The sequence below is a fragment of the Dielma fastidiosa genome (genome assembly GCF_003475485.1).
GTDB classification, from domain to species: Bacteria; Bacillota_I; Bacilli_A; order Erysipelotrichales; family Erysipelotrichaceae; genus Dielma; species Dielma fastidiosa.
In genome coordinates this window covers 109,075-134,678 of record NZ_QRQL01000007.1, presented here as the reverse complement: position 1 = coordinate 134,678, position 25,604 = coordinate 109,075, and the positions used below count along the sequence as shown (strand labels likewise).

Here is a 25,604-nt window from a genome sequence, read left to right as displayed (position 1 = left end):
CATGTGTAGAAGATTATATGCAAGATAAATTTACAATAAATATGAAAAAGGAAGAACAATTCTTGTTCTCCCTGCTTTTTACAATTAGAAATTATGTTTAAAAGTTCTTCTAGTAAACACGATACCTTGAAATTAACTGAACATAATCATCATTGCCTAGATTTAATATAGCTTTAAGCATATAATGACCTTTTTCATTTGGTAATTCTGCCTTACCCTCATTTACTGTTAATTCACTTAAAATTTCATCACCAACTCGCTGAACATATAGTTCTACATTATCAGCAGCAATGACCCATGTCAATGGTTGTCCTGTAAATGATAATTCTTCATTAAATTGCAGTGCTTGTTCTAAATTTGAGTCATTAACCATTGTATCACCTGCTGTTTTAAAGGCGTAAACCTGTTGTTGTAATGGTTTATCATTTATAACTATTTCAGGAATCGTAACACCTATTGGGGACAAATAGATAGAATCAATAGAACTACTCCATTTAGAACCAGTTGGAACATATTCAGTTACTTCATTACCAACTGTTAAAATATAAACACCACCCTTTGGTTCTAGAAATATCTGTTCACCATTATTCAAATTGAAAGTATATTCAACATTCGGGGCACCGCCTGCCGCTTTTAATATACCTACATCTTCACCCTCGGCAACACGATGTACATAGGTACTCGTAAGCCGGTCATAGAAAGTTTCAATTGCCGTCAGGTTAGTTAACACGGCAGTAATATTTTCAGTATAATGGCTTCTATCAATTGCTACTGACGCTATGTCGCTAATAGTAAATGGAATTACATCTTTAAATGGAAAATGATCGCCAGTATAAAAATGACTATGATCAAAAAATAAGAAATCATCTAGACCTTCCTGGGAACCGATATACATTTCAGTTTCTCCATTTACAACTACCTTTCCAGGTGTTGTAAAATCAAAAGTTATTGTTCCTTGAGTTATTTCTATTTCAATGGTAAAAGGCTTATCTAATTCTTTTCCCAGTCCCTTATTATCTGTAGATAGCTGAAGATTGGCAATTTCCGATACTGATATTGAACTGTGATTTTCGATGCTGATGTTCTCATCCGTTCTTGTGGCAGTAAATATCACATCATGCAAAATATTGTATTGTGCCAAAAACATGAAACGTTCAAAATCTAAAGTTGAACTTTCTTCCTCATTTTCATCGTTCGTTGAATCTGAATCATCTGCTAAAACATTTATTTCATTTCCATCTTGATCAACAATTATAATGGGGCTGTCTGATTGTTCATATAAATCAAACGGTGCTTTAAATTCTGTATCATAAATTATATTTCTGCACTCATTATTCCACCAAACAACACTTGTATTAATATTATTGAAATTATAATCAGCAATAACCTCGCCGTTCTTATAGAAAATATAGCGGCTTGAAAAGCCTATACTAACTTCCTCCTCTTTAACTTTCGAGCCGATAACTCCATTGTTAAAGGTATCTATAAATTGACTTATTTCATTCTCATCGGTAATAATTTTACTATAATTACCATATTCCGGATTACCTCTAGAATTGATGACTTGAATTTTATCTATTTGGTTGTACTCAATATCAGAAAGATACTCTTTTTTGGCATTTCCCATTAACCCTATAGCTACACCAATAACAATCATCGCAGCCACAGCAGAAACCCAAATAATCGGCTTTTTATATTTCATTACATTTTTTATTCTTTCTTTTGTATCACCTTCACCAAATGCCAGTGGTGTTGCTGTTATTATTTTTTTACCTGTCGCAAAACGCAACAAAGATTGCGAATATGCTACTCGGATATCACTATTCATTTTTTTCATTACTGCTTCATCACAAGACATTTCCATATCTTTGCCAGATAAAATAAAAGCAAGCCATACAAAAGGGTTAAACCAATGTATCATTAATGCTATAAAACTAAGTATTCTAGTAATATGATCAAAGCGTTTCATGTGATGCAATTCATGGGCTATAATGAACTCCTGTTCAGTGGCGGAAAGACTGGATGGCAGATAAATCTTAGGCTTCACAACTCCCATCACAAATGGTGAATCAATATGATCAGCCAAGTATATATTATCTCTTGAAGGTATTGCTCCAATAAGCTTTTGTTTTAATTTTATAAGTTGATAAATGCTATAAATCAGCATAATAACTATGCCAATTACCCAAATTACACTTGCGATAGAAAGCCATATTGGCAAAGGAGATGCACTTTCTTCAATATGATTAGGCATTGACAGCATCGGATTTATTGTATTATCAACAATATTTAATCCTGTATTAATTTGCGGTTCTGTGCTATATACAATGTCATGCGGAATGGGTGTTTCATTGATAGGTAATAAACTCACTGCACTTTCAAAAGTAAATGGACTAATCAGCCGATACAAAACAACAATCCATAGGGCATAGGAAAAGATTTTAGGTGATTTTTTCAAGAGAAACCTAACCACTAAAACGATAACCATGACTAGACTTGCCGTTATGCTCATATTAAGTACAGATAAGAACAATGTACTAAACATAGTTACACCTCCTTATGCTCGTCAATAAACTTTTGAATTTCCTCAATTTCAAGATCAGACAGTTTTTTACGTCTGCCAAATGCAGCTAAAAATTTGGGCAGTGAGCCTGAAAAAGCATCTTCCACGAATTTTTCACTTTGCACAGACATGAAATCTTCTTTTGATACAAGCGAAGAAACAGTGCCTTTTTCATTTTGAAACATGCCGCGCTCACATAACCGCCGTAAAATAGTATAGGTCGTTGATCTGTTCCAACTGAGCTCTTTTTCCGCTAGTTTCACCAGCTCACCGGATGATAACGGCTCATTATTCCAAATTATATCGGCAAAACGCATTTCAATCTCACCTAATTTATATTTAGTCATTGTTATATCCTCACTTTGTGTTTACAAACAGTAAACTATATTATCAGTTTACTGTTTGTAAACACATTTGTCAATAGGTAGTCTTTTAGCTTACATAGGTGGTATGCACAATATCTTGAAATTAACTGAACATAATCATCAATGATTTAGGTACAAATTCATACTTATGAAAGAACATCTAAAATATATCTTCTTAAGCCAGCTTCACATGAAAAATCATAGTTTGCATTCTTTTCAATATAGTATGTCCGTATACTCTCTATAGAAATAAGCTCGTTAGACGGAATATTGTCTGCATAACCCATTCTAGCAAGCTGCCAAGGCATTTCACTATGTGTGATTCTCTCTAACACCTTTCCACTATATTCACCAAATGTATTAACAACCAAATCTATGACTCTTCGCTCATTTTCAGTAAGCTCCTCTTCGGCACCATTTAATATTGCAAATCTCGCATCTTCAATAGGATTATATTTGAAATCTCTGAACATTTCATATACTTCTGGATATACTGGCCCATGTATCCATGCCTGACAATTTTCATAAAACATAGGTCTTTCAATTACTGCATAAGAAACACCCTGAACAAAATAAAGCATTTTCTGCAGCATTAGCGGTGTAACTTCTTCTAGTCTTACAAACAAATATGATATAACCCGCAGCATTTTATTCGATACTGAAAATAGATTCTCAAGCTGTGCCGCTGCCTCCATTGATTTACTATATGCTGCTGATGCTATTTTACTCTTATTCTCCTGAAGCTTCTCTCTCATATAGGTTGGAGAAGACAGAGCCATTCTTATAATATCTGAATATTCTTTCGATGGTATCTGGCCAGAAAGATACCTTGTAATCGTCACTTCCCCAAAGCCAAGGGCAAGTGATAAGGGGCCTTTGCCAATTTTATAAATTTTCATGAGCTTCTCAATATCATCTATAGATACAAGTCCTTCATAAGCTCTGTACTGTGCATCTACCTCATGAATGTTTTTATCAATTAATCCCGGAATGCTTATTTCTTCTCCACATTCATTACATACAGCAACTGTGATGCTAAAATTGTATTCTTTACCTTTTATGCTTTTTTTGATATTACGTTTCTGTAAAATATATTCAGTATTTTTGCGGCACATTGTACAAAAGTCAGTTCTTTCTTTTTTTACCATCATGATTCCTCCTCAGTCTTTTGAAAATAGTATTTAATCGGATATTGCTGTTCATGCAGTGAAACAATAATTACATAGCAGTTATTCATCTTGTTAAATTTTATATATAAAGAAACTGTTTTGATGATACTGCCCATTCTTTCCAAAAGTATTACATCCTTACCAAAAACATACAGCATCTCATGCTCATATCCTATGTGCTCATTTTGCAGCACTTCTGAAAAATCATTCGCAGTCAAATCAAGTAATATATCTTTCGCCTTTGCTTCGTCAATAATATAGTCCAAAAATAAATTGATGTTATCCTGCCTTTTGGAATTACGTTCAATTCTATACTTGTTATTTAGAATCGCTTCTTTTACTTCAGCTAAGTAAATGCAAATATCTGCTTTTGTGATATTCAATATTTGTATATCCTCCCGTCAAGCAATGATCACTTTTTGCATTTTATCTATCATCATTATACTATATGATAGCTTTTTGTAAATATCCTATCATAAACTCAAAAAAAACAAATTAATTATAAGAATGTCATCTCTAGAAATCACTTCCAAAAGGTGTTTATATAATCTGCAGTTCTTGTACCTGCTAAATAATATATATGAATTAAATGCTCTTATAACTAATATTTTTTCTAATTAATACAATATTTTGAAGTTAACTGAATATAAATGAACACTAAAAAAGGCAGAGTTCACTCTGCCTCAATCTCACTAATGTTTAAAATGTCTGATACCGGTATAAACCATCGCGATGCCATGCTTATTGCATTCATCCACTGACAGCTGATCCTTAATTGAACCGCCCGGCTGAATAATAGCCGTTACCCCAGCTTTAGCCGCTTCTTCAACGGTATCCGGCATCGGGAAGTAAGCATCTGAACCCATTACTGAACCCTTAGCCTTTTCACCGGCTTGCTCAATGGCGATTTTAGCCGCGCCGACACGATTCATCTGACCCGCACCAACACCAACTGTCATATTATCCTTAACTAAAACGATCGCATTTGATTTCACATGCTTTACTGTCTTCCATGCAAACATCAGCTGTTCCAATTCCTGAGCAGTTGGTTTACGTTCAGTAACGCATGTTAAGTCATTGACTGTAACCAGCTTCAAATCAGCATCCTGAACCAACAAACCATCATTTACATTGGTTACTTTCAGCTTCGCATTAACATCAAGATCAGTATCCAATGTCATTAAACGAATGTTCTTCTTCTGCGACAGAATTGCAAACGCCTCATCCGTGAAGCCCGGCGCAATAATGATTTCAAGGAAAATCTTACTTAGCTTTTCAGCTGTTGGTGTATCCACAACCTGATTGGTTGCTACAATACCGCCGAAAATACTTGTAGAGTCAGCTTCATATGCCTTATCCCATGCTTCTTCAAGATTCTTGCCAACACCGATACCGCATGGATTCATATGCTTTAAACCTACAACGCAAGGCTGACCAGCGAAATCCTTCAGAATTTCAATAGCCGCATTGCCGTCCTGAATATTATTGTAGGACAGTTCCTTACCATGCAGCTGCTTCGCATTTGCCAGTGAATACTTCGGATCAGCACTCTTATAGAAAGCCGCTTCTTGATGAGGGTTTTCACCATAGCGCAGATCCTGTACTTTCTCATAAGTCATTGTGAAATTCTCAGGGAATTTTTCACCTGTCTTTTCAGTTAGATATTGAGCAATTATCGTATCATAAGCCGCTGTATGACGGAATACCTTAGCCGCCAGTTTTTCTCTGGTTGCCAGTTCAGTATCGCCGTTATTCTTTAATTCATCAAGCACCAGCTCATAATCCTTAGGATCACAAACAACGGTTAAATAACGATAGTTTTTTGATGCTGAACGCAGCATACTCGGACCGCCGATATCAATATTCTCAATAATTTCATCATGAGTAACACCAGCTTTTTTTAATGTTTGTTTAAAAGGATAAAGATTAACACAAACAAGATCGATGTATTCAATCTGATGCTCCTTCAGCTGTGCTACATGACTTGGATTGTCTCTTACACACAACAGTGCACCATGCACATTAGGATGCAAAGTCTTTACACGGCCATCCATGATTTCTGGGAAACCGGTAATTTCAGAAATATTAATTGTCTTGATACCTTCAGCTTCTAAAGCCTTGGCTGTACCGCCAGTAGAGATGATCTCATAACCCAATTCAACAAGTCCCTGTACAAAAGGTACCAGGTTTGTTTTATCTGAAACACTTACTAAAGCTCGTTTCATGTTAACACTCTCCTTTTTCTATTTTTTCACATAACTGATTCAATACTTCAGGATACATCTTATACTCAAGAGCATGCACATGCTCCTCTAAAATCTCAAGTGTCCATTCAGGATCAATACTGATCTTTTCCTGATGAATAATCGGTCCTGTATCGATTCCCTCATCCAAATAATGCAGTGTAACGCCAGTTTCACTCACCTTTGCATTGTAAGCATCAAGGATACTTTGTTTTCCCGGGAAATATGGCAGATACGCCGGATGCAGATTGACGATACGCTTTGGATACGCGGCAAGCAATACCGGTGACACTATGCGCATATAACCAGCAAGCGCAATCAGGTCAACCTCTCTCTTACGCAAATATTGAAGAATTTCCTCTTCATACTCCGCTTTGGAAGGGAATGCCTTTGGATTTACATAGACCCATGGAATCTCTAAACGCTTTGCTCTCTCGATGGCCTTTGCGTGTTCCTTATCCACTACCAGCAATGCCACAGCAGCATTCTTGATTGTGCCGTCATTGATACGATTTACGATGTTCTCGAAATTTGTACCGGAACCGGAAGCAAAGACTGCCAGTTTTACCATTTTAGCTTAACCTCGCCGCTGTCGGTAATCTTACCGATGACATAGCTTTCTTCACCGATTTCACTTAACAGCTGCTGAAGCTTCGCAGCATCATCTGCATCAACCGCGCAGACAAAACCAATCCCCATATTGAATACATTATACATTTCTTCTTTATCGATATTGCCCAGCTTCTGCAGCAATTCAAAGATTGGTTTTTTAGGGAAAGCATTCACATCAATCTCAATACCCTGTCCCTCATGCAGCATCCGCGGCAGATTTTCATAGAAGCCGCCGCCAGTTACATGACTCATACCGTGCAGATCTACCTTGCCAAATAAATGCTTGATGGCCTTCACATAGATTTTAGTCGGTGTCAGGATTTCTTCACCTAATGTTTTACCTAATTCAGGCATATATTCATCTAATTTTAATTGATGATCCTTAAACAGAATCTTACGAATCAATGAGAAACCATTTGAATGGCAGCCGCTGGATGGCAGACCCACTAAAACATCGCCGACCTTAACCTTTGAACCATCAATCAAATTCGCCTTATCAACGGCACCGACACAGAAGCCGGCAATATCATAATGATGCTCATCATACATATCCGGCATTTCAGCTGTTTCCCCGCCAATTAAAGCACATTCAGATAATACGCAGCCGTCAGCAACCCCCTTGACCAGCTGTTCAATTTTCTCCGGATAGTTTTTACCTACCGCTAAATAATCAAGGAAGAAAATCGGTGATGCCCCCTGCACCAATACATCATTGACACACATTGCCACAGCATCGATACCAATCGTATCATGCTTATCCATTTCAAAAGCCACCATCAGCTTCGTACCGACACCATCTGTTCCTGATACCAGCACCGGTTCTTTCATATTCAGCATGCTTAAATCAAACATACCGCCAAAAGCGCCGATAGAATCTATCGCACCCTTAACCTTTGTTCTCGCTACATGACTTTTAATTCTTCTTACTGACTCATAACCGGCTTCAAGATTTACGCCAGCTTCTTCATAGTGCTTGCTCATTTATGCTTCCTCTTTCGTTAAACGTTTGCAGATTTCAATATAAGCCTCTTCTACATTACCCATTTCACGTCTGAAACGGTCTTTATCAAGCTTTTCATTCGTATCCTTATCCCATAAGCGGCAGCTGTCCGGTGAAATTTCATCTGCCAGCATGATATTGCCGTCCGTATCTTTACCAAATTCAATCTTGAAATCAATCAAACGAACTCCCACACTGTCAAACAGCTTGATCAACAGCTGATTAATCTGAGCGGTAAGCTCCCAAACCCGATTTAATTCTTCGCGTGTCGCAATACCCATAGCAATTGCATGTGTATCGTTAATCAAAGGATCATTTAATTCATCACATTTATAACAGATTTCAAAGATTGGTTCTTTACAAGGCACACCTTCTTCAATCCCTAACCGTTTAGAAGCCGAGCCGGCAAAGACATTGCGTACGATAACTTCCAAAGGTAAGATATCAACCTTCCTGCACAGCTGATCGCGTTCATTCAGCGTCTTAATTAAATGTGTTTCAATCCCATTTTCTTTTAAGTAACCAAAAATCATGGTAGAAATTTTATTATTCAAAATTCCTTTGTTATGAATCTGATCTTTTTTCAGGCCATTAAATGCTGTGGCATCATCCTTGTAATGCATGAGAATTTCATTAGGATTCTCTGTTTCATAAATCTGTTTAGCCTTGCCTTCATATAATAGTTTCATGTTTTTCTCCCTTATTTCTTGAAATAGTTTACACCATTAGTAAATATATCCTGATGTTTATTACCGCTGATATTCTGGAACAAGCCTTCCTCATAACGCTCACTGTGTCCCATCTTGCCGAAGATTTTACCATCAGCACTGGTAATTCCCTCAATAGCAAAGCTTGAACCATTAATGTTATACAATCCATTCATCGTTGTCTGTCCATCAAGATCAGTGTATTGCGTTGCGACTTGACCATTGGCAAATAATTCTTCTGCTAATTCATCACTGACTACAAATTTCCCTTCACCATGTGAGAAGGCAATAGAATGCAGTTCATTCACCTTAAAGCTTGACAGCCATGGTGATAGATTGGATGTAACCTTTGTGCAGGCGATTTTTGAGACATGTCGGTTAATATTATTCCTGAACAATGTCGGTGAAGCAACATTTAGCTTCGTTATATCACCATAAGGCAGATAACCGGATTTAATCAATGCCTGGAAACCATTGCAGATACCTAAAATTAAGCCATCACGCGCAAGCAAATCATCGATTGCTTTTCTGATTTTTTCATTACTTAATACATTGGCAATAAACTTACCGGAGCCATCAGGTTCATCACCGCTTGAGAAACCGCCGCCAAGGGCAAGAATCTGTGCGTTTGACAGTTTATCACTTAATTCATTTAAGCTTTCTTCAATTGCCTGTACATTCATATTCTTAAATACTACGATTTCTACTTCAGCGCCAGCTCTTTCAAAGGCTTGTTTCGTATCATATTCACAATTTGATCCAGGGAATACCGGAATAATGACTTTGACATGATCCGTTGGATTCGCACATTTTTTGATTTCCTTTGCTTCATAGACAGGCGTATTAAACCTTGTTTTATCTTCATCAACGATAATTGGATATAATTTTTTATAACGGCTTTCCCATGCTTCGATTGCTTCTTCAATCGTCAATGACGCTTCGTTGATCTGCAGCGTTGGCTGTTCTGTTACTGTACCTAAATAAATGAAATTTTCTTCATGAATTTCAGCCGATGTTTCAATCAGCATGCCGCCGATATTTAAGTCAAACAAGGCTTCATCACTCTTAACACAGATGCCTAGCTTGTTGCCGAAGCTCATTTTGCATAAAGCTTCTGCGATACCGCCAACCTTGATTGTACATGCAGCGGATACTTGATGTTCACTGATCAGATCATAAACTTTTGTGAAGTTCTTCTTCAAGGCTTCATAATTGGCACTGCCGTTTTCATTCATTGGATGCTTAACAAAATAAATCTTGCTGCCAGCCTGTTTAAATTCAGTAGAAACGATATGATCTGCTTTTTCAGCAGCTACCGCAAAAGTGATTAAAGTCGGCGGCACATGAATTTGATTAAAGGTTCCGCTCATAGAATCTTTACCGCCGATAGCTGGTGTTTCAAAGGCCATCTGGGCTTCGATTAAGCCAAGCAAAGCCTGCATCGGTTTACCCCATTTTTCAGGCACTTGATTTAATCTTTCAAAATATTCCTGACAAGATAAGCGGGCTTTGCGATAATCACCGCCCAATGCAGTAAGCTTTGCTAATGCCTCTACTACGCTGTAACTGCCAGTGAGATATGGGGAATAGTCCGCCAATTCTGAATTAAAGCCATAGGTCATCATCGATACTGTATTGGTAAAGCCAAGTACCGGTAATTTTTGTACAGAGCCTTCGGTTTCTCCTAATTGATACTTACCGCCATAAGGCATCAGTACCGTTGATTTGCCGATTGTTGAGTCAAACATTTCAACTAAACCTTTTTGACTTGCGACATTAGGCTGTTTCAAATTATTTAAAATAGCGTCCTTTAAAACACCATGCGTTGTCTGATGGAATGGATTTTTATTTTCATCACCCGCTTTAATTACGACGGATTGATGTTGACGGACACCATTTGTATCAAGGAAAGCACGGGCAATATCGACAATGACTTCACCTTGGAAGCTCATTACAAGCCGAGGTTCTTCAGTGACTTCCGCTACCTCATATGCTTTCAGGTTTTCCTGATAAGCAAGCTCCTTAAATCTTTCTACATCTTTTGGCTCAACCAGCACTGCCATTCTTTCCTGTGATTCAGAAATAGCCAGCTCTGTGCCGCTTAAGCCTGCATATTTAACTTCAACCTTATCCAGATCGATTTTTAAACCATCAGCAATTTCACCAACCGCTACGCTGACACCGCCGGCGCCGAAGTCATTGGCTTTTTTAATCAAACGTGTTACTTCAGGATTTCTGAATAATCGCTGCAGTTTGCGTTCAATCGGTGCATTCCCCTTTTGTACCTCACTGGAACATTTAGTCAATGAAGTATCATTATGCTCCTTACTGGAACCAGTCGCGCCGCCGACACCATCACGGCCAGTCGCGCCGCCAATCAATAAAATTACATCACCGGCAGCTGGCTTCTCACGCTTAACCCATGATTTTGGAGCCGCCCCGACAACAGCGCCTACTTCCATTCGCTTAGCAGTATAACCATCGTGATAGATTTCTTTTACATAAGTTGTAGCCAAACCAATCTGATTGCCATAACTTGAATAACCTTGGGCAGCACCTTTAGAAATTCTGGACTGCGGTAGCTTGTTTGGCAATGCGTCTTTTAAATCCGCTGTAATATCACCGGCTCCGGTAACCCGCATCGCCTGATACACATAGCTTCTGCCTGACAATGGGTCACGGATGGCACCGCCGATACATGTACTGGCACCGCCGAAAGGTTCAATTTCAGTTGGGTGATTGTGGGTTTCATTCTTAAACATCAGCAGCCATGTTTCTTCCTTGCCATTGACATCTACTGGTATTTCAATGGAACAAGCATTAATTTCATCACTGATTTCCAAGTCTTCCAGCTTGCCAGCCTTGCGCAGCGCTTTACCGGCAACCGTAGCCATATCCATCAACGTCATCGGTTTGCGGTTGCCATGAACCTTTTCACGCAGCGCGCAGTATGTATCGTAAGCCTGCTGGATCTGTTCCTGATAATGACCAGCATCGATCTTTACATTTTCAAGACATGTTTCAAAGGTTGTATGACGGCAGTGATCTGACCAATATGTATCTAATACTTTAATTTCCGTTTCACTTGGATCACGCTTTTCTTCATCACGGAAATAATCGCGGATAAATGCAAGATCAGCTTCACTCATTGCCAGACCTTCACTCTCTCTAAAAGCAGCAATCTGCTCATCGTTATATTTCGTAAAGCCAACAATGGTTAACACCGGCTCAATTTCCACATCTTCTTCATAGCCCAATACGGATAAATCTTTTTCCCGCATTTCTACCGGATTGATCAGATAATGCTTTACCGCATTGATTTCATCTTCACTTACATTACCATTAAGTACAATCAAGCGGCCGCTTTTCACAACGACATCCTGCTTATTATTCAGCAGCATCAAGCATTGCTCGGCAGAATCCGCACGCTGATCATACTGTCCTGGCAGACATTCATAAGCTACAATTTGTTTCTTCTCTAAATCAAGCGTATCTCTTACTTCATCGGTTACGGTTTCTGACAATACCTTTGTTTTCAAAAGCTTTAAATCCTCTTCATCAGCATTGAATACATCATAGATATTGTAATATTCAATCCCTGTCAGACCAGTTAATGATAAGTTAGTTTTTAATTCACGATACAGTGATTCTGATTCAATCTGAAACTGCTGTTTTTTGTTGGCAAACACTCGATAGTTCATAGTTCCCTCTTTCTACCTGATAAAGGCTTCCGCTTCTTTTACCAATGCTTCTAAATCATCACCGCAGAATGTGACATGCCCCATTTTACGGTTATTTTTAACTTCCTTTTTACCATACATATAGACCTTCGCATAAGGTGGACACTGCTTGCTGGCTGCCGCTGATACATGCTGTCCCAAGATATTAACCATCACCGCTGGACTTTTGATTATTGGCTGCAGCAGTGTTTCATTGAAAAGAGCCGCGATTGCCAGATCATACTGGCTTTTATCATAAGCATCCATTGTTAAGTGACCGCTGTTATGCGGACGCGGTGCAATCTCATTGATATAGATTTCACCATCTTTACCAACAAACATTTCAAGTACGAGAATGCCTGTAAAGCCAAAGCCTGACATTACCTGCAATGCTGTATCCTTTGCCCTGCGTTTAATTTCCTCACTCACTCTGGCTGGTGAAATTGATAAGTGCAGGATACCATTTTCATGAATATTCTCAATCGGTTCAAATACGGCCATAGAGCCATTCATACTGCGTACAACTATGACCGATACCTCACACGCAAAATCAACAAGGCCTTCAACGATATATTGCACATTGCCCTTTTCCGGCATAAACTTTTCTAAATCCGCATCAGTCCTGATCAGCCATTGACCTTTGCCGTCATAGCCACCTTCACATGTTTTTATAATATAAGGCATAGGAATTGAAATCATTTCGCTTAATTCTTCATAGGGTGCTGTTTTAGCACCGGTTTTACGGATGGCATCTTTTTCACGCAGCCTATTCTGTGAAATATGCAATGGATCATATCCCTGCGGAACATTACCGCCATAGCTTTTCACAAGTTCCACCGCTTCCGCCTTGATGTTTTCAAATTCATATGTAATCACATCACTGTTTTCAGCCATTTCCTTCAGACAGGCAGGATCTTCATACGGACCAACTATCATGCGGTCGCTGTTTCGGGAAGCCGATACCGGATCTGATGGATCAAGGACAATCGTCGAATGATGAGCCATATGTGCAGCATCAACCAGATACATACCCAGCTGCCCGCCGCCGATAATACCTACTCGCATATTTCAATCTGCGCATCATCAAGCACAGTCTGCGTTTGTTTTTGTTTATAAGCTTTCAGTTTTTCACGAACGTTTAAGTCTTGCAGCGCCAAAATTTCAGCGGCAAGAATACCAGCGTTCTTTGCGCCTGATGTACCGATTGCCGTTGTCGCCACCGGAATGCCGCCCGGCATTTGAACAATGGAAAGCAAAGAATCTAATCCGCTTAACGCCCTTGACTGAACGGGTACGCCGATTACCGGAATTGTCGTCATCGCCGCTACCATACCCGGCAGATGCGCCGCACCTCCTGCACCGGCAATAATTACCTGAATGCCTCTTGCCTCTGCTTCATCTGCGAACTGCACCATAGCATGCGGTGTACGATGCGCGGAAACCACTCTTGCTTCATACCCAATGCCAAACTCCTTCAGCATGTTCATTGCTTCCTGCATCGTCGCAAGATCTGAACGTGAACCCATAATCACACTAACTTTTACCATTCCCTGTTCCTCCTTCAAAAGAAAAAGACATATTGGTTGCACTAAAAACAATATGTCTGGATATCCATAAGTATATGAATAGGATTTCTCGAATTGATGACCATCATTGATCCTCCTAGTGTTTTAAAATAAAAAAACTGTTTTTCCACAAGTAAAAAACAGCATCGCTATTTTCACTTGTAGTCTGCTGATTAGGTCAGCAGGTAGAGACTTGTCAGCCAAATTCTGACGGTTATACAAGATCTATTCGAATTACAGTATCATTCTACAAGAGTTAACTGTTTATTTCAATATAAAAAACGACTTTTTACTAAAATTCAGCAATTTTTTTAATAATTTATCTCATAAAAAATAAATTTTATGCGATCAATATTAAAATTTATTCAAATATCTAATAAAATTCTTATCATATCTGCCAATATGCTTAATTCACTGCATTAAATACCAAGTTTTTATTATCGACATTGAAATCAACCCGATGATTTAGAAAATTCCTTACTTCATCATGTTGAATTAGAATCGGGGTGCGATCATGAATGAATTTCATTTTATCCTGTGATTCACCAGTTACAATGACAAATTCATGCTGATCATTATAAATACCCGCCATATAGATCCAAGGCTCTGCTTCCTTTTGGATATAAATTTTATGCTTTTGCTTGCCTTCCTTGACCCATTCATAGAAACCATTAGCTAGGACAATACAACGATTGTTTAAATAAGGTTTAAATGTCCACTTATTTTCAATCCCTTCACTGCGGGCATTGATGCTTTTATATTTCGTGTTAAATCCCCATTTCATCACATCAACGTCCATCCTGCCATGCTCAGCCTTCAGAACAACAACATTCTGACTTGGGAAAACTTCTCCCTGCGCAAATTCAAAGAGATTTTTATCATACAGCTTCTTTTGGATTGCCTGTGATTCATCTGAATCATCAAAACTCATAAAAAAACGTCCGCACATTGTTATCACCACCTTTAGTTTAACATATCCTTATTATCTTATGCGAATAAATTACTGTTTAGCAAACTGGGTTTGTGCAAAAAAAAGCACGAAATAATCCTCCTCCTAAAGTCCAATTCCTCAAAGTTCACTTTTCCTTTGTAATATCAGGTGTTTTGATTATCGCTTCAAGAACTATTCTCATGGTCAGCGTCAAATTTATCGCTTCATTTATTATCCCATTTATTGCACCATTTCGTATTGTTACATTCAGCATAAAGGCATTGGTATTGTACGAATTTGTAGTATATAATAAATGCATGGATATCCATCTTTAGGTGAACCATAGGGCTCGCAACTGCGCGGGCGAAAAAGTCGTTGTCATCAACAACGGCTTTTTTGTTTGTTGTGTGATGGCACATCTACTTTTTGAACATAGAAAAACCCATCTACTCAAAATTGAATAGTCGGGTTTCGTGTTTATGTATGAGATTAAAGTGCATTAATTTCCTTTTCCAATTCTCTGACTGCGGACATTACCGTTTCAAAGTCTGGAATCTCGCCATAGAGCATATCTTTCATGATGTCATAGTCTGCATGCAAAGCAAGGAAGCGGTTAAATATCCATTTGCCACTGTGTCCGCCTCCTTTGTCCCAATTATTATATATTATTCGGGACAAATATTCGATAGATTATGAAATTTTCAATATATATTTCGTATTTAACAAGGCTATATTAACATATTATAAGCATGACATAAAAGTGTCGTTATTCATTCAACACATATACTTATATTTCAATATATTCGTCTATTGTCTGAAACAGTAAATCCACAGCTTTTTTGATTTCCGCATCATCTGGTTCTGTTCTTCGGTATATCAAGCAAATCCCATAATAAACATTGTTTGAATTGAACTTTGATTTGATGGAAATAATCGATTTATCCATTTTTATCTTTATAGGAAAGTCTATATTTTTGAATGTTTCTATAAGTTCAAGATCAATATCCTTCGCACTAAAATCGATTAGGTCATATCCATCAGAAAATTCACTTATTTGGATTTTGGTGAAAGGTTCATCATAAAACTGCTTTTCAAAATAGTAAGTGATTTTATTTCCCAATGAATTTCCATATTCATAGCGCGAAAAGCTTTTGTTTTCGATGTTTGTATAAAACTTTTCATCGAATACATTTAACTCCATGCTAAATGGGCGTTTATAGCGCGTATTTATGATTAATGAATAAGCTAAAATGATACAAAGTATTGAAATACTGATCCAAATTAATTTTTTCATTGTTCGACACCTCTTTTATTTATAGATGCAGTTAATTTATTCGATGGATAATCTAAGACCATGTTTTTTCTTAAGTTTAAGTTCGAGAAAAAGAATACGGAAGAATAGTTCTCTTCCGTATAGATAAATAATCTTCTTGTAATACCGATGTTGCGAAATATAGTTATATTAACTAACAGAAAATGGACCTTATGCCATTTGAAAAATCAGCAACTTGTATTCCCACAAAAGGTTCATCGTAAAATTGCTTGGTAAAATAATAAAATATTTTATATTCTGATGAATTAGCGTATTCAACACAATGAAAACTTTGATTTTTCAGTTTTATATGAAATCTCTCATCAAATGCTTCAATAGCACCATGTACACAATAAATAAGTAAGTATCCTTTTGTTTCATCTGCACAGGTAATTTCTTGATCTGATTTAAAAACTGTATGATATATCGATTGACCACCATCTGCAAGGGTGTACCTTTGGTAAAATATACACATGGTGCAAAAATCAAGTGATCAGAATAAGACACAAAATCAATTGCTTTATATCCAGTATGAGATTCTGCTAATCTATTAGTATTAGTTTCTTTATCAATACCAACAGATTGATTAACTATAAAACTATTACAAGGGAAAAAACTTCCATAATATGACCTTTAAATTTTATTTAGGTATACCAAAGTTATATTTAAATTCTGTAGATAAGTATCTATCTTCATTAGCAGTTACATGTCCATTCATTATGATCAGATTTTCATTTTCATCAATAAACATTTGTAAATCATCTACATTCGCATTTTTACGAGTAAAACCATGACAATTTTGGCTAACTTCAATAGGTAAATCATCAAAGGTGAGTTTTCCTTGTATGCAAGGCTGACTGTCTATACTTTCATAATAATTTTCAAAATAATTAATAATATCATCTAAAGAAAGATGATAAATATCTAATATTTCTTGATTACTTAAAAGTTTCCCAGTAGTTAAATCAAAATTGTAAATATTCATATAACTTTCATAAGTTGAACCAGGAAGAAAATCACCATATTTTCTTATGATTGAAAGATATCTGTTATTTTCAAAACTACGATAATCTTGGTAATGAACAGCAAAAGGCAGATTGATATATTCTTCATAGATCCGATTGATATCTTCATTTACTTTTTCAGCATCTTCACTTAAAAGATTGATTTTGAAATTTTTTAATAAGGGTTTTAAATAGTAGTTACTATTAAACCAATTTTCAAAACTATCACCATTTGTATATATAATCATCTGTCGTTCATTTTCATACAATGATTCATATAATGATTGAGGTGATTTTACTTCATCAATAACATTTATCCATTCACTTTGATCTTTAAAATGATTATTATTTTCACTTTTTTTTATTTGTTCATTAACTATGTTTGCGGATTCCATTACATGTTTATAATTTTTTACATTATTTGAAATTACATGTTTATAATTTTTTACATTATTTGAACATGCAGTTAACAAGCTAAGAACTAATAAACATATTAAATTTTTTTTCATAATATACTCCTTATTCATGATAAATATAAAAGGTATTATTATGAATTTGAATAAAACATTAACTAGTTAACGTTATTCTATCCTTGCTTAAGCACCTTTATTATAATTTAGATTTTAATATAAATATAAGTTTTTTGTTACTCATAGTATACCATATTTACACGATAATTTCATCTGATTTATAATTTTTCAAGTCACTTTTCATAATGAGATATTGGTGCTTTGATGCTTGAAAATGAAATTTCCTATAATATAAAAAACCCCTATATTATGTTATAGGGGATAGTAATTATTGATTGTCTTTTAATACAACGTCGTGTGCTGAGCCTTCCTGAATAGAAGTTGCTGATACGAGTGTTAATCTTGCATTTTCATAGAAATGCTTGATAGTTGTCGAACCGCAGTTGCACATGGTTGACTTAATTTTATGTAAAGTGATGCCAACACCATCTTCCAGACTGCCGGCATATGGCACATAAGAATCAACACCTTCCTCAAATGTTAACTCCTTCTTGCCGCCAAGGTCATAACGTGCCCAGTTTCTTGCACGGTTACTGCCTTCGCCCCAGTATTCTTTCATATAACCTTTGCTGGTCTTAACCTTTGCCGTAGGTGATTCATCGAAACGTGCAAAGTAACGGCCCAGCATTACGAAGTCGGCGCCCATTGCCAACGCTAAAGTAATATGATAATCATGTACGATACCGCCGTCTGAACAGATTGGCACATAGATGCCTGTCTCTTCAAAATATTCATCACGGGCAGCTGCCACATCAAGTACCGCGCTTGCCTGACCGCGGCCGATACCTTTTGCTTCACGAGTGATACAAATTGAACCGCCGCCGATACCAACTTTAATAAAATCAGCACCCGCATCAGCAAGATAACGGAAACCTTCACGATCGACAACGTTGCCGGCGCCAATCTTCACTGAATCACCATATGTATCACGAACCCATTTAATTGTGTCATACTGCCATTCAGAGAAACCTTCACTTGAATCGATACAAACCGCATCAACGCCTGCCTCTACTAATGCCGGTACACGCTCAGCATAGTCACGTGAATTAATACCAGCACCTACCATATAACGCTTTTCACTATCTAATAGAGCACGAGAATTCTCTTTATCCTCAGCATAGTCTTTTCTGAATACCAGATACTGCAGGTTGCCTTCCTTATCAATGATTGGTAAACTGTTCAGCTTATGCTCCCAGATTATATCATTCGCAGCCTTGAGTGTCGTACCCTCTTTACCAACGATCAGTCTTTCGTAAGGTGTCATGAATTCAGCTACTTTTTTAGTTAATTCATCACGGGATGTACGGTAATCTCTTGCTGTAACAATACCTAATAGTTTTCCATTCGGCGTACCGTCAGCCGTAACCGCCATCGTAGAGTGACCTGTACGATTCAATAAATTCAGAACATCTTCCAGTGTGTTGTCAGGTGTTAAATTTGAATCACTGATAACAAATCCAGCTTTATATTTCTTTACCTTACGTACCATTTCAGCCTGTTCCTCAATCGTTTGAGAACCATAAATAAATGACATACCACCGTTTTTAGCCAGCGCCACTGCCATTTTATCATCAGATACAGACTGCATAATTGCAGAAATCATTGGAATATTCAATGAAATTGCCGGTTCCTCACCTTTCTTAAAGCGTACCAGCGGCGTTTTCAAATCAACATTCGCAACAATACAATCCTTTGTAGTCAAATTTGGAATCAACAAATATTCACCAAAAGTTCTTGATGGTTCCTGAATAATCTTAGCCATAGCATTCCCTCTCTTTCTTTCGCAAGACTTTCCTGAGTCTTAATATTTTAGTTAGATTACCACAAAAATCTACAAAAATCAATTGATTATGAAAAATTTTCATCATTACTTAATCCGTCTGCTGGTTGTTCTTAATAAACTTCAATATAATTTCTTCCAAATGACTGCTGTTAATCCATAAATCAGGCTGAAAGCCTTCAAATTCCTGATAATACTCAGGATCATACTCACTCCATGAATTTCCAAAAGCAACCTTGATTTTAGAGTTAGGCAGTACCAGTACATTACCATTATCAGACTGCAGACATCCGGCAGACGATGTACCGACAAAGATTACATTTTCTACATTATGCAGGGCATCAATCATATACTCTGCTGCAGATGCCGAATAGCCATTCATTAATACAAACAGTACCCGATCATTGGCAACCGTCTCATTATGACAATTATTCTTCTGATAAATACCCTTACCAATCGGGGTAGCATTAAAATAATCAATGATCTCACTCATTTTCTGCGAATCATCAGCCAATAGATGATCATTTATCTCTAAGTCACCATCATAAATCATAATGCCGGAGCTATTCAAACCAACCCGCTGACCAACGTATCTTTCAATCCATTTTAATGGCAATAAGCCATTGCCGCCATTATTATTTCTTATGTCTAAAATTGCCGCGTCGCTCTTGCTTAACAGTTCAGCGCTGTTAAGGAACTGATCCGCCAATTTCCTATTCTCACCATATTCAGTAAACATTTCTCCAATCTGGACAATCGGAACACCTTCCAGAACACTCTCTGTATATGCCGGTGTATTTTTCAGATAAACATAATCAACCGAAATTGGCTCTTGTTCACCAGTATCATACGTCAATACATAAGAGGGCTGCGGATATTGCTTCAGCAATAAACCAAAATGCCAGCATACCTGTCCTTCATCATCCAAAGACAGATAGAAATAATTCTCTGCCGCCTGATCCTGATCAACCGCTGTAACCTGCCTGCCCTTCGCATCATAGATTTTATTATCCTTTTTATAAAATGACAGCTCTTCATTTGAGAAATACTTACTGGCCGCATTGGAACGTTTGTTGCCGATCGTAAAATGATTATCCTTTACAAAGTTAGTTGCTGTCAGCATGATCAATACAAGCTTATTTGTTTCAATCAAGCCAGTTTCATTCAAATAAGACAGACACTCTGCCTTTGCCTGTTCAAACCGCTCATCACCGCCAAAGTGCAGATATCCGCCATAGAACTGACGCAGCATCTGAAAGTAAAACTCAATATCCTCTCGGGCAGCCTCCATTGTTATCGCTGTCCTGGGAATTTCACCATTATAAAAATACGATAAATATTCATCGTAGCTTACATACTCGCCTCTATCGAATGTTTGGTATTGCTGAAAGTCTACCGTAGGCTTATTCAACCCCTCATGATCGTTGTTGAACTGTGATAAATACATATTAAAATCATCTGACCATTGCTTATTTTCAGTTGAGCACCCCGCAGCCATAAGGACAATCAATACCCCAATGATGAATTTCCTCATATGTCCCCCTCTGTGACTATTATTTATATAATAAACTTCATTCCATACTTCTTCAACTAATTATCGAAAAAACAACAATTTACTACAAAAAGAAAACAATGATCCTAAGCTTTCAGACAACCAACCAAAAAAAAGAGGCTTTTTCAGCCTCAAATTAATTCTAGTAGTTGTGAGCTTCTTCAGCAAATACAGCTTTAGGGTTTCCGCAAACTGGGCAAACACCAGGTGCATCTGTACCTTCATGACGGTAACCGCAGATACCGCATACCCATACAACTTTATCTTCTTTCTTGAATACTTTGTCGTTTTCAACATTAGATAATAAAGCAAGGTATCTTTCTTCATGATGTTTTTCAATCTTGCCAACAGCTTCAAATAAGAATGCTAATTTCTGGAAGCCTTCTTCTTTTGCTTCTTTAGCGAAAGTTGCATACATGTCAGTCCACTCATAGTTTTCACCAGCAGCTGCATCCTTCAGATTTACATCGGTATCAGCAATCTTATCTTCATGTAATGCTTTGAACCATAATTTAGCATGTTCCTGTTCATTGCGAGCAGTTTCTAAGAATAATTCAGCAATTTGATTAAAGCCTTGTTCTTTTGCTTTTTCAGCATAGTAAGTATACTTGTTTCTTGCCTGTGATTCACCTGCGAATGCAGCCATTAAATTTTGTTCAGTTTTTGATCCTTTTAATTCCATGATTTTGTTCTCCTTTTCAGTTTTTAATTTTACAGTTTTGACATATACCCGTAAAAGTAATGTCATGTGCTTCCGCATCAAAGCCACAGTTATCTGCGATCTGATTCACTTCTTCCATATATCCGACCGGCAAATCGATTAATTGATTGCACTTGCGGCAGAAGAAGTGATAATGCTTCTTGCACGTTTTATCGTATACATAGCCATAAGAAGGGTGCGCAATTTTTCGGATTTCATTCATATCCGCCAATATATTTAAGTTACGATACACAGTCGCCAAAGAAATTGGATGGATTTCATTTAGGTCCTGATAAATTTGCTCAGCACTTACATGACCCTGGATGTTTTTCATGTAACTAAGAACAAGATCCCGCTGTTTTGAACTTTTATATTGCATTGTCTCACTCCTTTCTTAAGAACTATTCTTAGTATAATTCTTAAGTTTGAATTTGTCAACACCTAATTAAGAATAATTCTTAATTTTATAAAAAAGATGCGCACAAAGTACACATCTTCATATTCAACTATAATTCACTGCCATTGGTTTTAATAACTTGTTGATACCAATAGAAACTATCTTTGCGGATACGCCTGCCGCTGCCATTGCCCCGATCATCCTGATCGACATAAATATAGCCATAGCGCTTGCTCATTTCTCCCTGTGAACAGCTGATGATGTCAATCGGTCCCCAAGATGCGTAGCCAAAGACCTCCGCCCCGTCTTTAATCGCTTCCTTCATGGCCTGAATATGCGCCTTTAAATAATCGATGCGGTACTGATCATGAATTTTTCCGTCCTCAGAAATTTCATCAAGCGCACCTAAACCATTTTCCGCGATAAACATCGGTTTGCCATAACGGTCCCAATAAAGATTCAATGAATTTCTTAGCCCGAGAGGATCAATACCCCATCCCCAAATCGAAGCTTTGATTGTAGGATTCTTTACCATAACGCCCGGCTGTTTTTTATCGCTGACTCTGGAATAGTAATAAGAGAAAGAAAGGAAATCAGCAGGATTTTCTTTCAACAGCTTCAGATCCTCCTCACTTCTTTCAAAGTGTATCTGATGATCCTCAAAATATCGCAGGGCATACCGCGGATATGCTCCCCGCATAAGAACATCGGAATAGAAATAAATCATCATCTGATTCTGCTGGGTGTTTAAAAACACATTATCTGGTTCACAGGTTGCCGGATAAAGAGCGTCATCCCCCAGCATCATACCTATTTTAAGATTACTGTTCAGTTCATGAGCCAGCTTTGTTACCATGGCTGAGGCGGTAAACTGATTATGCACAGCCTGATAAGTAGCGCTGCGCCAATCTTCATAAGCGCCTTCCAGCATGCCTAAAGAGCCAAACTCACCCCAGCCGCCCAAGCAGTTGATCTGATTAAAAACGATCCAGTATTTTACCTTATCCTGATATCGCTCAAGCATTGTACGCGCATATCTGACAAAGCAATCGATGACCCGGCGGTCATTCCAGCCATTATACTCGGTAACCAGATGCACCGGCATCTCATAATGCGACAATGTCATGATTGGTTCAATACCATTTCTTAATAGCTCGTCAATTAGATCATCATAGAACTGCAAACCCTTTTCATTCGGTAGCAGCTCATCACCATGCGGATAAATCCGCGTCCAATTGAATGAGGTACGGAAGCATTTGAAACCCATCTCTTTAAATAAAGCGATATCTTCCTTATAGGTATGATAGAAATCAATACCCTTCCGTCTTGGATAATAACCATCATGATCATTTAAGGCAAATTCAATATCTTCTTTTGTATGAGAAAATCCAACGACCTTCTGGCGGCTGTACGTCAGCGGCAGAATTTCTATATCGGCAATTGACGGCCCCTTGCCGTCAGCATCCCAAGCCCCCTCACATTGATTGGCAGCCACAGCACCGCCCCACAGAAAATTCTCATGAAAGCCCTGTCGGTTAACCATTGATTTTATCCTCCAGTTTCTTATATAGCTTAATCATATGTTTCACTAGCAGAAGTTCACTGTTAATCGTCATTAAAGTATCTTGGGCATGCGTAAACAATAACGAAGTCGGCTGATTTTCATCCATAATTGTCCCCTGAATCATCGCTGTCTGAAGTCTGTGCGCCTCTGTTATCTCTGCCTTCGCAATCTTCAGCTTCTCCTCTGCACCCGCCATATCATCCTCATAAACAGCATTAAGAGCATCATTTAAAACCTTTCGGCAGTCACCGGCATGTAGTATGATCTGCATTGCTGCCTGATTCAGATCTTCAATCGTATAATTTTCCATAACATCGCCACCTAACCTTTTTGTATAGCCTTTTGTTCTTCTTCTAAGCATTGTTTATCATAGATTTTAAAGAAGGGGTAATAAACGATCCATGATATTGCGAAAATAATTGCCAGTAAAATCAACCCCTGCATGCCGCCTACCACAAAGGCGCCAATCGGTTTCGGCAGATACCAGAACGACCATAAGATTGATATTCTAGGTACCAAATTAAAGTTTAATGCAAACCATGTAACAACTGGCGCGATGAAACCAATGATCCACATCGGTACCATTAAAATCGGGTTAAAAGCTACCGGTGCGCCAAATATTAAAGGTTCATTGATATTAAAAATACTCGGAATAATTGTTGCTTTGCCAATCAGTTTATTCTTCTTTGATTTTGCCATGAAGCAGAACATTAAAGCCAGAGCCAGCGTACAACCGCCGCCGCCAATCGTAATATAGTTTGTTACACCGTATACATTCAGTTTTGCCGCCATTTCACCGGCAGCCACCGCCGCTTGATTCTCTGCTAATGCCGCATAGACAATGGCTGATTCCAACGGCCAGATAACCCATGTAGAAATACCAAACGTATATAGAAATACATAACCGATAAAATATATAACCAGAAAACCAATCAGACTATCGCCAATTGATGCCACCGGCGCAAACGCATTTGAAATTACATCAAACATATTAATGTTCATAACAAATACTAACAGCCAGCCGGTAACCATGACAATCAGCATCGGAATCAGTGTATCAAACCAGATCGTAATAAAATCCGGAATCTGTGAATCCTCTTTAAAGAATGTAAAGCCGGCAAAAGCATTCATTACAAAACCGGCAAATAAACCTGCTACTAAAGAAGCAATCATACCGCCGCTGCCAAGATTCCAGAATGTAAAAGTTACATTGCCGTCAGCAAACACCGGGCCGCAGAGCATCAGGAATAATGACAAGCCGGCAATACCTGCTTCCTTTTTACATTTTCTATGCTTCTTCTTTTCCAGAATATTATATGGAATCAAATAAGCCAAAAAGACTGACAGCAGACCCATAGAAAAATCAATCAGCGGATTCACATCCGGAAAACCTTCAATAAATTCAGCAAGAATTCCAATCATTGTTACAAACGAACCGATAAAAATAATCGGCATACACGTAAGAATCCCTTCCTGAACAGCCGCAACCCAAGGATTACGGGCAATCTTATTCATTTTAGGAGCAACAACCTGAGTCATCCATTCAATTAGTTTATTCATTCATTTTCTCCTTTATTTTAATATTTCAACAATTAAATCAGCAACTGCTTCACCATCTAATGAACCATAAGCCTCTTTCGGAATAATTCTTACCGGAACATGATAAGGCTTGGCGATTTCTTCAAGATCAGCAAGCATATAATCAAGATGAGGACCTACTAATAATAATGATATATCTTCAATATAATCCTCTAAAACGGAATCACTTCTGGCCTTAACATCATAAGACAAGCCTCTAGCTTTGATTGCCTGTCTAATATTTTTAGCCATAAAACCACTGGAAGCGCCAGTACCGCATACTAATAAAATCTGTTTCATTTTCATTTTCTCC

At 37.7% G+C, this 25,604-nt stretch carries 22 protein-coding genes and 1 riboswitch; all 22 genes read right to left on the bottom strand.

The features are described from left to right. Window positions 1–109 precede the first annotated feature (109 nt). Window positions 110–2,545, bottom strand: a complete 2,436-nt coding sequence (locus DWZ33_RS13640) for a M56 family metallopeptidase (RefSeq protein WP_118455262.1) — start codon at window positions 2,543–2,545, stop codon at window positions 110–112. Window positions 2,546–2,547: 2 nt separating this feature from the next. Next, on the bottom strand, window positions 2,548–2,910 hold the full coding sequence (locus DWZ33_RS13635; protein ID WP_118455260.1) for a BlaI/MecI/CopY family transcriptional regulator: 363 nt from the start codon (window positions 2,908–2,910) through the stop codon (window positions 2,548–2,550). 164 nt (window positions 2,911–3,074) lie between these two features. Next, complete coding sequence (locus DWZ33_RS13630) at window positions 3,075–4,076, bottom strand: type II toxin-antitoxin system antitoxin SocA domain-containing protein (protein WP_118455258.1); 1,002 nt, start codon at window positions 4,074–4,076, stop codon at window positions 3,075–3,077. Next, the gene (locus DWZ33_RS13625) at window positions 4,076–4,480 is read right to left on the bottom strand and encodes a hypothetical protein (RefSeq protein ID WP_118455257.1); all 405 of its coding nucleotides are present in this window, start codon (window positions 4,478–4,480) and stop codon (window positions 4,076–4,078) included. The genes DWZ33_RS13630 and DWZ33_RS13625 overlap by 1 nt, the downstream gene beginning before the upstream one ends. 309 nt (window positions 4,481–4,789) lie before the next feature. Further along, window positions 4,790–6,322 (bottom strand): bifunctional phosphoribosylaminoimidazolecarboxamide formyltransferase/IMP cyclohydrolase, encoded by a 1,533-nt coding sequence (purH, locus tag DWZ33_RS13620; protein ID WP_118455255.1) that lies wholly within the window; start codon window positions 6,320–6,322, stop codon window positions 4,790–4,792. 1 nt (window position 6,323) lies between these two features. Then, the gene (gene purN / locus DWZ33_RS13615; RefSeq protein ID WP_118455253.1) at window positions 6,324–6,911 is read right to left on the bottom strand and encodes a phosphoribosylglycinamide formyltransferase; all 588 of its coding nucleotides are present in this window, start codon (window positions 6,909–6,911) and stop codon (window positions 6,324–6,326) included. After that, window positions 6,905–7,933, bottom strand: a complete 1,029-nt coding sequence (purM, locus tag DWZ33_RS13610) for a phosphoribosylformylglycinamidine cyclo-ligase (RefSeq protein WP_118455251.1) — start codon at window positions 7,931–7,933, stop codon at window positions 6,905–6,907. Before purM ends, purN begins: the two co-directional genes overlap by 7 nt. Continuing rightward, window positions 7,934–8,641, bottom strand: coding sequence for a phosphoribosylaminoimidazolesuccinocarboxamide synthase (purC, locus tag DWZ33_RS13605; RefSeq protein ID WP_118455249.1), 708 nt, complete (start codon window positions 8,639–8,641; stop codon window positions 7,934–7,936). An 11-nt stretch (window positions 8,642–8,652) separates the two neighbouring features. Next, window positions 8,653–12,360, bottom strand: a complete 3,708-nt coding sequence (locus DWZ33_RS13600; protein ID WP_118455247.1) for a phosphoribosylformylglycinamidine synthase — start codon at window positions 12,358–12,360, stop codon at window positions 8,653–8,655. 12 nt (window positions 12,361–12,372) lie between these two features. Beyond that, complete coding sequence (gene purK, locus DWZ33_RS13595; protein WP_118455245.1) at window positions 12,373–13,443, bottom strand: 5-(carboxyamino)imidazole ribonucleotide synthase; 1,071 nt, start codon at window positions 13,441–13,443, stop codon at window positions 12,373–12,375. Further along, a complete protein-coding gene (gene purE, locus DWZ33_RS13590) occupies window positions 13,434–13,925 on the bottom strand; it encodes a 5-(carboxyamino)imidazole ribonucleotide mutase (protein ID WP_022939353.1) in 492 nt (163 codons plus the stop codon). The genes purK and purE overlap by 10 nt, the downstream gene beginning before the upstream one ends. Window positions 13,926–14,085: 160 nt before the next feature. Continuing rightward, window positions 14,086–14,185, bottom strand: a riboswitch (purine riboswitch). A gap of 164 nt (window positions 14,186–14,349) precedes the next feature. Continuing rightward, complete coding sequence (locus DWZ33_RS13585) at window positions 14,350–14,892, bottom strand: SOS response-associated peptidase (protein WP_022939354.1); 543 nt, start codon at window positions 14,890–14,892, stop codon at window positions 14,350–14,352. A gap of 769 nt (window positions 14,893–15,661) precedes the next feature. Continuing rightward, the gene (locus tag DWZ33_RS13580) at window positions 15,662–16,168 is read right to left on the bottom strand and encodes a hypothetical protein (RefSeq protein ID WP_118455243.1); all 507 of its coding nucleotides are present in this window, start codon (window positions 16,166–16,168) and stop codon (window positions 15,662–15,664) included. A 658-nt stretch (window positions 16,169–16,826) separates the two neighbouring features. Then, complete coding sequence (locus DWZ33_RS13575) at window positions 16,827–17,699, bottom strand: hypothetical protein (protein ID WP_118455241.1); 873 nt, start codon at window positions 17,697–17,699, stop codon at window positions 16,827–16,829. Between the two features lie 289 nt (window positions 17,700–17,988). Next, window positions 17,989–19,482: an IMP dehydrogenase gene (locus DWZ33_RS13570; RefSeq protein WP_118455239.1), complete on the bottom strand. Its 1,494-nt coding sequence runs from the start codon at window positions 19,480–19,482 to the stop codon at window positions 17,989–17,991. A gap of 109 nt (window positions 19,483–19,591) precedes the next feature. Then, window positions 19,592–21,034 carry a S41 family peptidase gene (locus tag DWZ33_RS13565; protein ID WP_118455237.1) on the bottom strand — a complete coding sequence of 481 codons (1,443 nt, stop codon included), beginning with the start codon at window positions 21,032–21,034 and terminating at the stop codon, window positions 19,592–19,594. 160 nt (window positions 21,035–21,194) lie between these two features. Beyond that, window positions 21,195–21,734 (bottom strand): rubrerythrin, encoded by a 540-nt coding sequence (rbr, locus tag DWZ33_RS13560; RefSeq protein ID WP_022939357.1) that lies wholly within the window; start codon window positions 21,732–21,734, stop codon window positions 21,195–21,197. 16 nt (window positions 21,735–21,750) lie between these two features. Then, complete coding sequence (locus DWZ33_RS13555; RefSeq protein WP_022939358.1) at window positions 21,751–22,131, bottom strand: Fur family transcriptional regulator; 381 nt, start codon at window positions 22,129–22,131, stop codon at window positions 21,751–21,753. A gap of 127 nt (window positions 22,132–22,258) precedes the next feature. Continuing rightward, window positions 22,259–23,692, bottom strand: coding sequence for a glycoside hydrolase family 1 protein (locus tag DWZ33_RS13550; RefSeq protein WP_118455235.1), 1,434 nt, complete (start codon window positions 23,690–23,692; stop codon window positions 22,259–22,261). Further along, window positions 23,685–24,023: a PTS lactose/cellobiose transporter subunit IIA gene (locus DWZ33_RS13545; protein ID WP_029471991.1), complete on the bottom strand. Its 339-nt coding sequence runs from the start codon at window positions 24,021–24,023 to the stop codon at window positions 23,685–23,687. Before DWZ33_RS13545 ends, DWZ33_RS13550 begins: the two co-directional genes overlap by 8 nt. Before the next feature lie 11 nt (window positions 24,024–24,034). Then, window positions 24,035–25,273, bottom strand: coding sequence for a PTS sugar transporter subunit IIC (locus DWZ33_RS13540; protein WP_118455233.1), 1,239 nt, complete (start codon window positions 25,271–25,273; stop codon window positions 24,035–24,037). Between the two features lie 12 nt (window positions 25,274–25,285). After that, on the bottom strand, window positions 25,286–25,591 hold the full coding sequence (locus tag DWZ33_RS13535; protein WP_029471993.1) for a PTS sugar transporter subunit IIB: 306 nt from the start codon (window positions 25,589–25,591) through the stop codon (window positions 25,286–25,288). Window positions 25,592–25,604: the final 13 nt, after the last annotated feature.

Coding starts and splice junctions, on each gene's coding strand:
- purE (WP_022939353.1), bottom strand. CDS start 13,925: ATGGTAAAAGTTAGTGTGATTATGGGTTCACGTTCAGATCTTGCGACG.
- DWZ33_RS13550 (WP_118455235.1), bottom strand. CDS start 23,692: ATGGTTAACCGACAGGGCTTTCATGAGAATTTTCTGTGGGGCGGTGCT.
- DWZ33_RS13575 (WP_118455241.1), bottom strand. CDS start 17,699: ATGAAAAAAAATTTAATATGTTTATTAGTTCTTAGCTTGTTAACTGCA.
- DWZ33_RS13570 (WP_118455239.1), bottom strand. CDS start 19,482: ATGGCTAAGATTATTCAGGAACCATCAAGAACTTTTGGTGAATATTTG.
- purK (WP_118455245.1), bottom strand. CDS start 13,443: ATGCGAGTAGGTATTATCGGCGGCGGGCAGCTGGGTATGTATCTGGTT.
- DWZ33_RS13600 (WP_118455247.1), bottom strand. CDS start 12,360: ATGAACTATCGAGTGTTTGCCAACAAAAAACAGCAGTTTCAGATTGAA.
- purN (WP_118455253.1), bottom strand. CDS start 6,911: ATGGTAAAACTGGCAGTCTTTGCTTCCGGTTCCGGTACAAATTTCGAG.
- DWZ33_RS13585 (WP_022939354.1), bottom strand. CDS start 14,892: ATGTGCGGACGTTTTTTTATGAGTTTTGATGATTCAGATGAATCACAG.
- DWZ33_RS13630 (WP_118455258.1), bottom strand. CDS start 4,076: ATGGTAAAAAAAGAAAGAACTGACTTTTGTACAATGTGCCGCAAAAAT.
- DWZ33_RS13640 (WP_118455262.1), bottom strand. CDS start 2,545: ATGTTTAGTACATTGTTCTTATCTGTACTTAATATGAGCATAACGGCA.
- DWZ33_RS13580 (WP_118455243.1), bottom strand. CDS start 16,168: ATGAAAAAATTAATTTGGATCAGTATTTCAATACTTTGTATCATTTTA.
- rbr (WP_022939357.1), bottom strand. CDS start 21,734: ATGGAATTAAAAGGATCAAAAACTGAACAAAATTTAATGGCTGCATTC.
- DWZ33_RS13545 (WP_029471991.1), bottom strand. CDS start 24,023: ATGGAAAATTATACGATTGAAGATCTGAATCAGGCAGCAATGCAGATC.
- DWZ33_RS13635 (WP_118455260.1), bottom strand. CDS start 2,910: ATGACTAAATATAAATTAGGTGAGATTGAAATGCGTTTTGCCGATATA.
- purC (WP_118455249.1), bottom strand. CDS start 8,641: ATGAAACTATTATATGAAGGCAAGGCTAAACAGATTTATGAAACAGAG.
- DWZ33_RS13555 (WP_022939358.1), bottom strand. CDS start 22,131: ATGCAATATAAAAGTTCAAAACAGCGGGATCTTGTTCTTAGTTACATG.
- DWZ33_RS13535 (WP_029471993.1), bottom strand. CDS start 25,591: ATGAAACAGATTTTATTAGTATGCGGTACTGGCGCTTCCAGTGGTTTT.
- purM (WP_118455251.1), bottom strand. CDS start 7,933: ATGAGCAAGCACTATGAAGAAGCTGGCGTAAATCTTGAAGCCGGTTAT.
- purH (WP_118455255.1), bottom strand. CDS start 6,322: ATGAAACGAGCTTTAGTAAGTGTTTCAGATAAAACAAACCTGGTACCT.
- DWZ33_RS13565 (WP_118455237.1), bottom strand. CDS start 21,034: ATGAGGAAATTCATCATTGGGGTATTGATTGTCCTTATGGCTGCGGGG.
- DWZ33_RS13540 (WP_118455233.1), bottom strand. CDS start 25,273: ATGAATAAACTAATTGAATGGATGACTCAGGTTGTTGCTCCTAAAATG.